11 protein-coding genes are annotated in these 12,899 nt (G+C 60.5%); 7 read left to right on the forward strand and 4 right to left on the reverse strand.

The genetic code is table 11. From position 1 onward, the window contains the following. The first annotated feature begins 3 nt into the window (after positions 1–3). A complete protein-coding gene (waaF, locus tag DES53_RS01080) occupies positions 4–2,010 on the forward strand; it encodes a lipopolysaccharide heptosyltransferase II (protein ID WP_113956360.1) in 2,007 nt (668 codons plus the stop codon). Here the strand turns inward: waaF and DES53_RS01085 are convergent. Both DES53_RS01085 and ruvB read right to left on the reverse strand, forming a co-directional pair. Further along, on the reverse strand, positions 2,003–2,497 hold the full coding sequence (locus DES53_RS01085; protein WP_113956361.1) for a hypothetical protein: 495 nt from the start codon (positions 2,495–2,497) through the stop codon (positions 2,003–2,005). The two genes, waaF and DES53_RS01085, sit on opposite strands and share 8 nt — an antisense overlap. 35 nt (positions 2,498–2,532) lie before the next feature. After that, complete coding sequence (gene ruvB / locus DES53_RS01090) at positions 2,533–3,564, reverse strand: Holliday junction branch migration DNA helicase RuvB (protein ID WP_113957148.1); 1,032 nt, start codon at positions 3,562–3,564, stop codon at positions 2,533–2,535. Positions 3,565–3,821: 257 nt separating this feature from the next. Between ruvB and bamA the strand changes: the two genes are divergently transcribed. The 3 genes from bamA (at position 3,822) to lpxD (ending at position 7,982) form a co-directional block, all read left to right on the forward strand. Beyond that, a complete protein-coding gene (gene bamA, locus DES53_RS01095) occupies positions 3,822–6,116 on the forward strand; it encodes an outer membrane protein assembly factor BamA (RefSeq protein WP_170156765.1) in 2,295 nt (764 codons plus the stop codon). Between the two features lie 53 nt (positions 6,117–6,169). Next, a complete protein-coding gene (locus tag DES53_RS01100) occupies positions 6,170–6,805 on the forward strand; it encodes an OmpH/Skp family outer membrane protein (RefSeq protein WP_113956363.1) in 636 nt (211 codons plus the stop codon). Positions 6,806–6,896: 91 nt separating this feature from the next. Further along, positions 6,897–7,982, forward strand: coding sequence for a UDP-3-O-(3-hydroxymyristoyl)glucosamine N-acyltransferase (lpxD, locus tag DES53_RS01105; RefSeq protein ID WP_113956364.1), 1,086 nt, complete (start codon positions 6,897–6,899; stop codon positions 7,980–7,982). A gap of 29 nt (positions 7,983–8,011) precedes the next feature. Here lpxD and DES53_RS01110 read toward each other — a convergent pair whose 3' ends face one another. Both DES53_RS01110 and DES53_RS01115 read right to left on the reverse strand, forming a co-directional pair. Beyond that, positions 8,012–8,803 (reverse strand): cysteine peptidase family C39 domain-containing protein, encoded by a 792-nt coding sequence (locus tag DES53_RS01110; RefSeq protein WP_113956365.1) that lies wholly within the window; start codon positions 8,801–8,803, stop codon positions 8,012–8,014. A gap of 19 nt (positions 8,804–8,822) precedes the next feature. Beyond that, positions 8,823–10,073 (reverse strand): acyltransferase family protein, encoded by a 1,251-nt coding sequence (locus DES53_RS01115; protein ID WP_113956366.1) that lies wholly within the window; start codon positions 10,071–10,073, stop codon positions 8,823–8,825. Between the two features lie 181 nt (positions 10,074–10,254). Between DES53_RS01115 and DES53_RS01120 the strand changes: the two genes are divergently transcribed. Genes DES53_RS01120 through DES53_RS01130 form a run of 3 tightly spaced genes read left to right on the forward strand, consistent with a single transcriptional unit; the run spans position 10,255 to position 12,887 of the window. After that, a complete protein-coding gene (locus DES53_RS01120; protein WP_113956367.1) occupies positions 10,255–10,848 on the forward strand; it encodes a sigma-70 family RNA polymerase sigma factor in 594 nt (197 codons plus the stop codon). Then, positions 10,845–11,690 (forward strand): anti-sigma factor domain-containing protein, encoded by an 846-nt coding sequence (locus DES53_RS01125; RefSeq protein WP_113956368.1) that lies wholly within the window; start codon positions 10,845–10,847, stop codon positions 11,688–11,690. Before DES53_RS01120 ends, DES53_RS01125 begins: the two co-directional genes overlap by 4 nt. Positions 11,691–11,732: 42 nt before the next feature. Continuing rightward, complete coding sequence (locus tag DES53_RS01130; RefSeq protein ID WP_113956369.1) at positions 11,733–12,887, forward strand: alpha/beta hydrolase; 1,155 nt, start codon at positions 11,733–11,735, stop codon at positions 12,885–12,887. Positions 12,888–12,899: the final 12 nt, after the last annotated feature.

The following is a 12,899-nucleotide window of genomic DNA, read 5'->3' on the forward strand; positions in this document are numbered from 1 at the left end:
CTCATGGCACGCACGGGTTTCGGCAAGAACATCTCGCGTGCGGGGCAGTATCTGGTCTACCTGCTGTTCCGCGCGGTGGAGGGTGTGCTTGGACTCATGCCACTGATGGCGTGTGCTTTTGTGGGCCGGGTATTTGGGCTGGTCGCGCATGCGTTCTTCCCCAGCTATCGCAAGCTGGCCCAGGCGAATTTGCGCATCGCGTTTGGCCGGGAGAAGGATGAGGCGTGGATCCGTGCTACCGCTCGCGAGCACTTCGCCTCCTTGGGGCAGAATTTCCTCTGTGGCCTGAAGCTGCCGCTGATGTCCCAGAAGGATGTCGAGTCTCGGGTCACGGTGGAGGGCATGCATCATGCGGATGCGGTGGCCGCGGCGGGGAAACCACTGCTCTATGCCGTTTGCCATTTGAGTTGTTGGGAGCTCTTCACTCAAGTGCCTTCCCTGTTCACCAGTGGCCTTGTGAAGCCCGCCAGTGTTTTCCAGCCCCTGGGCAATGCCTTTCTGAACGAGCACGTGAAGCGCCGCCGGGAGAAACTGGGCTATACGCTCTTCGATCGCAGCCAGGGATTCAGCGGCCCCATCCAGCACATGCGTGCCTACAAGGGAGCTATGGGCGTGCTGGTGGATCAGCATGCCGGGGACAAGGGCGTTTGGTGTCCGTTCTTTGATAGGCTGGCCAGCACCTCCAGCCTGGCCGCGCTCATGTCCTTGCGGGTGGAGACGCCGCTGGTACCCATCGCAATGTACAATGACGGCCTGGCGCGCTGGCGCATGGTCTGCTATCCGCCCGTCAACAGCGGGGAAAAGAAGACAACCGCGGAAGGCCTCACGGCGATGCTCAACATCGCGATCGAGATCGTCATCCGTCGTGCCCCGGAAAACTGGTTCTGGGTGCACAACCGCTGGAAGACGCCGCAGCCGGACTTCCTGCTCGCCAAGTACCGCCGAGGTGTCGTGCTGCCAGTCGGGTATGACATCAACCGGCTTCAAAAATTCAACCTGCTGGTACGCTCGCCGAACTGGCTGGGGGATGCCTGCATGACACTGCCGGCCATCCGCGCACTGAAGCGAGGTCGCCCGGACCTGCGCCTCACCATTCTCGCACCATCGAAACTCGCCGAACTCTGGAAGGCCATCCCGGAAGTTGATGACATCATCGGCAAGGAGAAGGGGGATGGCATCCGTGATGTGGCCCGGAAGGTGCGTGAGCGTGGCGGCTACGATGCCGCCATCCTGTTCACGAACAGCACGCGCTCCACGCTGGAATTGTGGCATGCGGACATCCCACGCCTGGTGGGTTATCGTGGTTCCCTTCGTTCCCGTTTGCTGCATCAGATCGTGCCCGAACCCAAGCAGGTGGGCCCGCCCGAGCACCATGCGGAGCGCTATCTGCGCCTCGCCGCGAACTGCGGCGCGAAGACGGAGGACTCATCTCTCTTCGATGTGCCTGGTGGGGTGGATGCCGGAGCGACAAAGACGATTGGCATCTGTGCCGGCGCCGAGTACGGACCCGCGAAACGGTGGCCGCTGGAACGCTTTGCCGAGGTGGCACGGCGGCTCTCGGCCACATGGCCAGACGTGGAGTGGATCTTCTTTGGTGCGCCCAATGAAAAGGCGATGGGCGAGGAACTCAGCCGCCTGCTGACCGGGGTGAAGCACACCAACCTCGTCGGCAAGACGAGCCTGTCGGAGCTGATCGCTCAACTTCGTGCCTGCAGCCTCCTGCTTACCAACGACACTGGCACCATGCACCTGGCGGCTTCTCTCGGAGTGCCGACCGTAAGCATCTTTGGCAGCACGGAGCCGGTGCTGACGGGCCCATTGGGAGCGCAACATCGCGTGGTGCGCTACCACGTGCCGTGCAGTCCCTGCTTTCGCCGCGAGTGTCCCTTTGGTCACTATGATTGCATGACCAAGGTCACTCCGGAACGGGTGGAGCGTGTCATGCGAGAGGCGCTGCCGGAGTTTTCCCAAGCCCCTCAAATCCCGCCGCAGCCGCAGACGGTCATGTGACCTTGGCTCGCGGTACGCTCTTCTTGATGTTGCGGTGGAAGACTTCCGCCTCCTTCATGTGCAGCCAGAGGGAAAAGGTGAAGGCCATCGCGCAGCCGGCCATAAGGAGGATGTTCAGCCAGGTGCCGAGTTTCCCGCCGCTGACCAGCGCGAGTACCGCCAGTCCGGCAGTGGTGTAGTAAACCCACATGGTGTCCTGGCGCAGTTTCGTCTGTTCCTTGATGAAAGGAGCCTGGGTGATCTCGCACCCTTGTAGAATGCGGGGCATCGCCTTTTGGCGGAGTTCAGCTCCGTACACGGCGCTGCCGCAGGCCAGGAGGATGACCGCCAGTGCCACGATGCGGCATTTATCCTCGCGAAGGTACAGGCCGACCGCGAAGAACAGCAGGCCGAACAGCAGCCCGTAGACCGGGAGCTGTTCCAACAGCAGGTGCGCGTACTCGGCGTCACGCAGCCTTTGGAAAAGGATGTTCAGGTTGGTCAGCATGCACGAAACGGAATGAGATCCCTCAACACGGGAGTTCAGCCAAAGAGCTCGCCTTGCGGATCGCGAGACGTGATGGGGACGGGGAGGCCGAGTTTCTTGTAGGCTGCCGGCATGGCTACGCGGCCACGCGGGGTGCGTTTCACATAGCCCTGCATCACAAGGTAAGGCTCATGCACGTCCTCCAGCGTACTGGCGTCTTCATGCACAGCCACCGCCACGGAGTTCAGACCCACGGGGCCACCGTTGAATTTGTTGATGATGGCGTCGAGAATGCGCTTGTCCATCTCGTCGAGGCCGTCCTCGTCGATGTCCAGCATGGTCAGTGCGGCAGCGCCCACCTCGCCGGTGATGATGTTCTGGGCGCGTACTTGAGCGTAGTCCCGCACCCAGCGGAGGAGATGGTTTGCCACACGAGGGGTGCCACGGGAACGCCGGGCCACCTCTGCTGCACCCTCGGGGCGCATATCCACCTGCATGAGCCCGGCGGAGCGCATGAGGATGCCCTTCAGCTCGTCCACCGTGTAGTAGTCGAGCCGGTTCGGGATGCCGAAGCGTCCGCGCATGGGTGCCGTGAGCATGCCGGCACGGGTGGTGGCGCCCACCAGAGTGAAAGGCGGTAGGTCCAGCCGGATGGTGCGGGCCTTGGGTCCCTGGTCAATGATGATGTCCAGCCGGAAATCCTCCATGGCCGGGTAGAGGTATTCCTCAATGCTGGGATGCAGGCGGTGGATCTCATCAATGAAGAGGATGTCCCGCTCTTGAAGGTTCGTCAGGATGCCTGCGAGGTCCCCGGCGCGCTCAATCTGGGGGCCGCTGGCGCTGTGGAGCTTAGACCCCATGGCCGTGGCCAGGATATGGGCGAGGGTGGTCTTGCCCAAGCCAGGAGGTCCGCAGAGCAGCACGTGGGTGAGAGTCTCACCCCGCTGCCGGGCGGCCTCCACCATGAGCATGAGCCGCTCCTTAACCCGCTCTTGCCCGGCAAACTCGGAGAAGTCTGGCGGGCGCAGGGCCACATCGAACGGGGAGTCCGGTGTGGCAGCGGTCTGGTCGTAGAAATTCGAGCTCAAGGCGGTGAACTTGGATGCATCACTCCCGTGTCGCAAGCGGCACAAGAGCAGGCATGAAGGATGCTGCGATCGGGCCGCGATCAACCGTTCTGTACCCATCATAACTCGTTCCACGGTCCATGTAATAACAATTTTAGTAATGTTAACTATTTGCTTTGCCAGTGCTGGTGAAATCCTGTATTTCAAGCTTGACGATTCATGGCCACAGACGCCATATGCCAGCCTCCCTACTCCCACCTGAAAACACACGGTTTGCCATGACATTTTCCAGACTCATTCACTTCACATTAGCGGTACTGATCGCCGGTACGTTTTCAGCCAGAAGTTTCGGGCAGGCTGAGGCTGCGCTTCCGGCAAAGAAAGTCGTCCGCAGCGTGCAGGTGATCTCCGCAGGCGGTGCTCAGATCGATGAGAACCGCATCAAGGCAAACATGGGCACGCGCGCAGGTGCACCCTTCGAAGAGGAAGTGGTAGAGCGGGACATCAAGAACCTCTATGCCACCGGGTTGGTGGAAAGCGTGGACATCACCACCCAGGATGCAGCGGGTGGCGTGAACGTGATTGTGAAGGTGACCGGTCGCGGTGCCATCGGGGAGGTGGCTTTCACCGGCAATACCGTTTATGACGCTGACCGTCTCCGCAAGGAAGTGGAAGTGAAAATCAATGAGCCCGTGGAAGAGAGCAAGCTCTTCACCGGCGCGAACAAGATCCGCGAGTTGTACAACAAGAAGGGCTTCGCAGACGTGGGCGTGGAGTACAAGCTCGAGTCGCTTCCCACCGCCGGATTCGTCCGCGTGGTGTATCACATCAATGAAGGTTCCCGCGGCATCATCCATGACATCCGCTTCGAAGGCCTGACCGCCGTGAAGGAAAGCGCGCTGCGCTCCAAGCTGAAGCTCAAGGAAAAGCGCATCTGGCACCTCTGGGGCAAGGCTGGCAAGCTCAACAACGATGACCTTCAGGAAGACATCCGCACCGTGGAGCGCGCCGTTCAGGACCGCGGCTATGTGTATGCCAAGGTGGTGCAGGTCCGTCGCGAGCCCGTTGGCGGCGACAAGATCGACCTCGTGTACGTGGTGGATGAAGGCAAGCAGTACAGCGTTTCCGACGTGGCCATCGAAGGCAACACGGTCTTCACCTCGGATGAGCTCAATCCCGCTCTCATCATGGAAGGCGGCGCGGCCTACTCCGCGACGGACATCTCCGCTGACGAGAAGATGCTCAGCGAGTACTACGGCTCCCGTGGCTATGCTGATGCCCGCATCGACACCAGCGTGATTCCCGCCGGCGCGGATTCCGTGAAGATCCTCTACCGCATCACGGAAGGCGAGAAGTCCTACATCCGGAAGATCAATATTGAAGGCAACACCAAGACGCAGGACCGCGTCATCCGTCGTGAGCTTGCCTTCGCCCCTGGTGAAGAGTTCAACACGGTCCGCATCGAGCGCAGCCGCAGCCGCCTTACCAACATGGGTTACTTCAGCGCGGTCGACTTCCGCAACAACCCGACCGGCACTCCTGGCTACAAGGACATCGACATCACCGTGACTGAGCAGTCCACCGGTTCCATCAACGTGGGCGCCGGCTTCAGCTCCATCGACAGCTTGGTGGGCTTCTTCTCCCTGACCCAGACGAACTTCGACATCACCAACTGGCCGAACTTCACCGGCGGTGGTGAGCGTTTCAACATCGACATCCGTGCCGGTGACAAGCGCCGCGACTTCAGCATCAGCTGGGTGCAGCCCTGGCTCTTTGGTCACCGTCTTTCCTTCGGTGTGGACCTCTTCTATCGCGACCTCTACTACCTGAGCGACGTGTACGACCAGCGTGAATACGGTGCCTCGTTCAATCTGCGCAAGCCCATTGGCGAGCACGCCTATGTGGAAGGTGTCTTTACCTCCCGCCAGGTCGAGATCATGGATGTGGATGACGATGCCTCCCAAATCATCAAGGATGAAGAGGGTGAGTATTTCCAGAACAAGATCGATTTCAGCCTCGTTCATGACACCCGTGACTCCGTCTACCTGACCACCAAGGGTCACAAGGTGCAGCTCGGTGCCATGGTTTCCGCTGGCGGTGACGTGGATGCCTACGGCTTCAGCCTCGAAGGCGCGCAGTACTTCAGCCTGCCTTACAACATGATCTTCAGCCTCGAAGGTGCTCTCCGTGCGGTGGATGGCGACGATGTGCCCATCTTTGAGCGCCTCTTCCTCGGTGGCGCCAACAACCTGCGTGGCTTCGACTATCGTGATGTGGGTCCGAAGGATGAAAACGGCGAGCCAATCGGTGGCCTCACCTCCGCCTACATGTCTGCCGAACTTACCTTCCCCATCATCGAGAAGGTGCGTGGCGCTGTCTTCTATGACGTCGGCATGGTCAGTGGCGACAGCTACGACTGGGGTGGCGATGTGAACTCCGACGTGGGTATCGGCCTTCGTCTCTACTTCCTGCCGACCGGCCCCATCCGTCTTGACTTCGGTATCCCGGTTCAGGCTGACGAAGACAACGACTCCAGCGGCCAGTTCAACTTCAATCTTGGCTATCGTTTCTAATCTTCTGGAGACACTGGCCCATACCCCCAAGCTCCGTTCTCGTTCCATTCCTCATGAAATATCTCTCCGCGATTCTCGCCGCATTGTCCCTTACGGCTGCCACCCACGCTGCTGATCTCAAGATCGGCGTCGTGGACATGGGCCGCGTCCTTGATGAGTACCACGAAACCGCAGCCGCCAAGAACTTGCTGGGCCAGAACAAGGCCCGCATGGACAGCGAAATGCAGGAGATGCTTGAGAAGCTGAAGAAGCTGGACGGCGAAGCCAAGCAGCTCATGAAGGAAGCCCGCGACCCGGTGCTGAGTGAGCAAATCCGCGCCAAGAAGGCCTCGGAATTTGAAGCCAAAGCCAACGAACTGCGTTCCCTCTCCGAGCAACTCGAAAAGGAGCGTCGCCGTCGTGAACAGCAGCTTCAGACCGAAGCTGGCCAGCAGCGCCAGAAAATCTATGGCAAGGTGGTCGGAGCGGTCGCCGAGAAGGCCAAGGCTGATGGCTATGACATGGTCTTCGACAAGTCCTCCGTGGGCGTGACTGGTTTCCCCGTGCTGCTTCATGCCAAGGAAGGCGTGATGCAGGACTTCACTTCCGAAGTGATTGTGCAGCTCAACAAGGACGCTCCTGCTGGCGCAGCCACGGCACCGGCTCCCGCTCCTGCTGAACCTGTGAAGGAAAAGAAGGGCAAGAAATAAGCAGTTCTCCTTCGGTAACTCCGATCGTTCTGAAATCCCTGCCTTGATGTTGCATTCAAGGCAGGGATTTGCATTTTCTCCCGGCCAACCCATGAACACCTCACTCAACAAGATTGCCCTGCTCCTGGAAGGCGAAATCGCCGCCGGTGATCCGGATCTCGTCGTTACTGGTTTCAATTCCATCCAGGAGGCTGAGCCTGGTGAAATCACGTTCTTGGGGAATCCCCGCTATGCCGCCGCGCTGAAAAAGAGCAATGCCAGTGCGGTGATTGTCGACCGCCAGTTCACCGATGTGCCTCCTGCGATGGCGGTCATACGGGTGGACAATCCGACGCTGAAGTTCTCCACCATCATCCAGCGTTTCGGGCCGCCCAAGCAGACATTCGACCCTGGCGTGCATCCCACGGCGATCGTCAGCCCGAACGCGCAGTTGAACATGGACATGACCTATGTGGGGCCTCATGTGGTGATCGAGGAGGGTGCCATCATTGGCGATGGTTCCTTCATTCATGCCGGGGCGTACATCGGACGGAACACGCGTCTGGGCGCCAAATGCGTGATCCATGCGCACGCAGTGGTCAAGGAACGCTGCAAACTGGGCAATCGCGTGATCATTCATAGCGGTGCCATCATCGGCACGGATGGATTTGGCTACGAGTTCAGCGAAGGCAAACATCTCAAGATCGATCAGGTGGGCATTGTCCAGCTCGACGATGATGTAGAGGTCGGTTCCTGCACCACGATTGATCGCGCGCGATTCGGGCGCACCTGGATCGGTGAAGGTACCAAAATCGATAACTTGGTGCAGATTGCGCACAACTGCGTCATCGGAAAGCACTGCGTCATTGTCGCGCAGGTGGGCATCTCAGGCAGCACACGCCTTGGCAATTTCGTGACCATGGCCGGACAGGTGGGCGTGGCAGGCCACCTGACCATTGGCAATCAGGTGACTTTCCTCGCGAAGTCCGGTGTGACCAAAGACTATCCCACTCCCGGTGCCTACACCGGGTATCCTGCGAAGCCCCTCATTGAGGGCCGCCGCATGCTTACCTATCCCGCTCGTGTACCAGAACTTCTGGATCGTGTGAAGGAACTCGAAGAGCGACTCGCGGCGCTCGATGGAAAGAAGCCGTCGAAGCGGAAAAAGAGCAAAGCAGACGCGAGTGCCGAGCAATGATGCTCGGGTGTCCGGGGGGCACGTGTTGCTCAGGGGTTCTTCTTCAACAGCATGAAGAACCCTGTGAACTCATAACCACTGCGGTCCAGGCGATCCTTCCGTAGCAGACGGCGACCTGACAGCGGTTCGCCGACGATGTAGTGCTCCGGCGTTTCCCCGATGATGGCGATGAAGTGCCCGGCGCGTGCGCCCAGACGCACACCGGCAATGGCCGGGTAGAGCAGGTCAGAGGATCCCGGAGCACGCAAAACATAGGAACAATCAATGCCGCGGCGCTGGAGGGCGTGGTTCAGATACCAGTTCTCCGTGCCGCTGCTCGTGGTGAAGGCTTCGGTGGCGAGTTCCTTTTCCGTCACTTCGATACCCATCGACTTCAGGAGCGTGGCAGCGCTGGCCGGCCCACATGTGGAAGTAGTGCTCTGCATGCACACACCATCCTTCCATTTCTCATGAAGCTGGTCCTTCCGAAGCGGGCTGATGAGCTGCTTGAGGTAAGGAACAGACAGCCAGAGCAAGAAGAAACAGGAAACGAAACCGAGCGACCCTGCGAAGCGCCTGGGCAGATGCCAGTGGAACCATCCCACGAGCAGCCCGCCCAAGGCAGCCAGCAGTTCCGCGCCGGGAACTGCACGCAACTGGTAGAGCCAGATCGGTTCGTCCCAAAGACGTGCATAATACAGCCCGTAAACCGCGCACGGAATGGCCAGCACCATGAGCGGTGCCGCCATCCACCATTGCCCGGGAAACTTTCGCGCCAGCCACGATCCACACCAGCAGCAGGCCGCGCCCAGGATGTACACACCGAATTGCAGGACGTTCATGAGTCAGTCACTCCATCACTCAGATCCGCAGGTACAATTTCCGGCGGTGCATCCAAAGGAGAATCAACCACAGGATCAGGAGCACGGCGCCGCCTTCCAGCACGGGCGCAATGCCTTCCCCAAGTACCTTGAAGACCCCGGTGCCGAGGTGGGTATGCAGCGCCTCGCGGAAGAAGTCTGATGTCGTGTGCACCAGCACATACATGGCGATGGAGTTCATGCCGATCACCAGCAATGGGAAAGCCCAGCGCTTCCACTCCTGCACTTCGGTGATGAAATAGAATCCCGCGAGGATGAGGAAACACCAGCCTCCACTGAAGAGCGTCCATGCAGGGGTCCAGATCTTCTTCACCACCGGGCAGACGCCGGTGACATGCAGCGCCCATCCCAATGCGAGACAGATGATGCCCGCATAGATCAAGCGCAGCGTGGCTGCCATGGCCGGAGTATCCTCGGTCCCCTTTTCCGCGCTCACCTCCTTCGCTGGCTTCAGTCCCGAGTCATCAGACGCGCTCTTCAGCCAAGCTCCCGCAATCAGGCCCAGAATCATCGTGCCAAGCGTCGGGACGAAGCTCAGCGTGGCGTAGCCTCCACGATTTCCGGTGAAGAACACTTCGCGCGGGAACAGGTTGAGAAACCACACGTCAAAGGCCCAGGCGGCGTTGCTGTTGATGTTCCAGTGCGCGAGGAAGCCCTCGAAGTGATGTGGCCAGTCCGGCCTCACATTGGTGGCAGGATAGTTGAAGTCTGCCGGGGGCAGGGGGAAGAGCGCGAAGGCCAGCCAGTAGCCGACGAGCACGAAGGCCAGTGCTGCCCAACGAGCTTTGCTTCCTACGAAACCGAGGAGAAAAAGGAAGGGATACCCCAATCCGATTTGCGAGAGCGTATCCTCGAACGTCCAATAGGTGATGGGCGCATCGATGCTCCTCAGAAAGACGCCGAGCAGGACCAGCAGTAACGAGCGCCACAAAGCGTGCCACCACAGTTGCGCGGGGCGTTGACCTTTTGCGAGCCGGCCGGCAATAGAAAAGGGCAATGCCACACCCACGAGGAAGCTGAAGCCGGGTTGGATGAGGTCATGCAGCGAGCACCCAGTCCACTCCACGTGGCTGGTGTGGCGGCCAATGATTTGCCAGAAGCTGCTGTCCGGGAACTGCCGGGCCACGTGAGCCAGTTCCATGAGTTCCGCCGCCATCAGGAACATCACGAACCCGCGAAATACGTCGATGGCCGTGAGGCGGTTGGGACGAAGGTCTGTGGGTGGCAGCATGGCGCCATGACACCGAAAGCCAGGGGGGGAGTCAAGCGTGCCGGTGGGGCCCAGAGGACATTTGCTCTGAATCCACCCGCCGTCCCCAGACGCAAATAGTTGTGTGACCGCCTCTCCGCTGCTAAAGCTCTCGCACACTTCGGTTCAGCTTGCGGTGCTCGCACCCCAGACTGGGTCGCGCATGGTGCGCGCATCCCGAAGCTACTGCATGGAGGAGGAAACCGACGAAGCCATTCTGCAACGTGTCGCCACGGGGAACGAGGCTGCGTTTGCCGAGCTGTACGATCGCTTCTCCGGTCCACTCTACGCGCTCGCCCGCCGCATCTTGAATGACGATCAGGAGGCCCGCGACGCCCTGCAAGAAGGCTTTCTCTACCTTTGGGACCGCGCCCGCGACTACGATGCCTCCAAGAGCAAGGCGTTCACCTGGGCGGTCATCATCTTCCGTCACAAGGCCATCGATCGCCTGCGCTCAGCGCGCCGTCGTGCCAAGCTGGTGGAGGATGCCACCGTGGAACTGCTGCCCACTCTGGATGGTTCCAATGTGGAACGAGCGGACCGTGCGGCGGATCGTGCAGAACGCGCCGGCATTGTCCGACGTGCCCTGGAGTCTCTGCCGGAGGCTCAGCGCCGGTGCATTGAGTGGGCCTTCTTGAAAGGGTTGACCCATTACCAATTGTCCGAGAAATTTGATGAGCCTCTGGGAACGGTGAAGACCAATATCCGGCGTGGCCTGCTCAGGCTGCGCGATATTCTGAAAGGAGGTGACGCATGACGGATCGGCAGCAGGAACAAATCGCCTTGCACGCGCTCGATGCACTCACGCCTGAAGAGGTGCGGGTACTGGAGAGTGAGTGGCGCTATGAGGCGCGCCTGAGAGAGGAGTACGCGGAGTTGTCCGAGGTGGCAGCTGAGATTGCGCATCTCATGCCCGCTGAGACACCGCCCGCAGACGTGCGTGAGCAGCTTCTCGCCACGCTGAAGCGTCAGCGCCGGGCCAAGGTCACGCCGATCTCCATCGCGTGGAAAGTCGTGCGCAGTCCGTGGGTTGCCTGGGCTGCCGCCGCCGTGATTGCCGTTTCCGCGACGGGGCTCTGGACTGCCAATCGCGAACTCAACAACCGCGTCACCACCCTGGTGATGAGCGAGACTGCTGCACAGGGCGAAGTGGCTGACGCGCGGAAGGCGCAGGACTTGCTCAAGACGCAGGTCGCTGATGCAGATGCACGCTATGCGAAACTTCTGACCGAGGCTGAGCAGCTGCGTAAAGGCATCGCTGTGGCCAGCATGGAGGTGTCCATGCTGCGCGCCAGTGTGAAGCGGTATGAAGAGGGTGAAGTACTCGTGGTCTGGGATCAAACCAAGCAGGAGGGCCTTATCAAGCTGGCCCACATGCCCAGCGTGCAACCCGGCAAGGACTACCAGCTCTGGGTCATTTGCAAGCGACAGCAAACTCCGGTGAATGCCGGCGTGGTGAAGGTGAACGAAAAGGGCGAAGCCACGGTGGTCTTCCACCCGAGCAAGCATATCGCAGAAGTCTCCAAGTTCGCCGTGAGCCTGGAGAAGGAAGGCGGCGCGCCAGAGGTGGAAGGACCGGTCATCCTCGCGAGCAAATAGCGCGGGCGGGTTCTGCATGGTGCGCAAGTTGTCCCACCTCGCATGCTGACGATCTGGGTTCGCCTCCGCCTGATGATGGCGATCCTGTGCGCGCTTCTCGCGCTGCACGTCGTCGTGCTCATCGATACCCGGTTGAACTGGCAGCTTACCCTGCTGGCCACGGAGTATGGCCATCGCATTGCGGTCCTGGCCATCGTGCTCGCGTGCACTGGCATGTTCATTCGTCGCCGGGATGAACTGGCGGGCACGGCGCTGCTTCTGGGATCTGCATTCGTCTTGCTGACGCCGGTGTGGCAGATGGCGGGCATCTCGGGGCGATTGGCTGGAGAGATGCGAGCCGCCTTTGGTGAGAAGGCTGCGCGCCACCCGCACTCCGTGCCGTTCACCTCGCTGTGGCTTGGCTTGAAAAAGCCAGCGTGGAAGGGTGCGGAGGAGTTTGTCTATACTGACTCAACGGCGACCCAGCCTCTACGGGTCCACTTCTTCCGCGCCGAGCATCGTGCTCATGCCCCATGCATCATCGTCATCCACGGAGGCGGCTGGGAGAATGGCGCCGCCACCGAGTTTCCAGCGTGGAGTGCCTATTGGTCTGCCCGGGGCTATGCCGTCGCGTGTGTGGAGTATCGCCTGGCTCCCACGCACCAGTGGCCCGCACCGCTGGCGGACATGCAGCAGGCTATTGCCTGGCTGAAGGCGCACTCGGACGAACTCAACATCGATCCCGCCCGCTTCGTCCTCCTCGGTCGCAGCGCCGGCGGGCAGATTGCAAGTGCCTGCGCGGTCAGCCTGCGCGATCCGATGATCCGTGGTTGCATCGCCATCTATGCTCCGCACGACATGTTCTTCGCGCGACGCTTCGCCTTTGCAGAGGATGTGCTGGATTCCCGGCGGCTGCTTCGAAACTATCTTGGAGGTGATCCAGACGAGGCTGCCGAAAACTACCGCACGGCCTCGGCCTTCATGCTCGCCAGCAGCGACACCTGCCCCACGTTACTCCTCCACGGCACAAGGGATACATTCGTCTGGAACATGCAGAGCCGGCGTTATGCGCAGCGACTCGAGCAGCTCGGCGTGAAGCATCACGTGATCGAGATGCCCTGGGCGGTGCACGGGTTTGACTGGCCTTTTGATGGACCCGGTGGCCAGATCACCCGGGCAGCGGTCGACGGCTTCCTGAATGCCGTGGTGGGGGATTGATGGCGCAGAAAT

Source organism: Roseimicrobium gellanilyticum (genome assembly GCF_003315205.1).
Taxonomy (GTDB): domain Bacteria; phylum Verrucomicrobiota; class Verrucomicrobiia; order Verrucomicrobiales; family Verrucomicrobiaceae; genus Roseimicrobium; species Roseimicrobium gellanilyticum.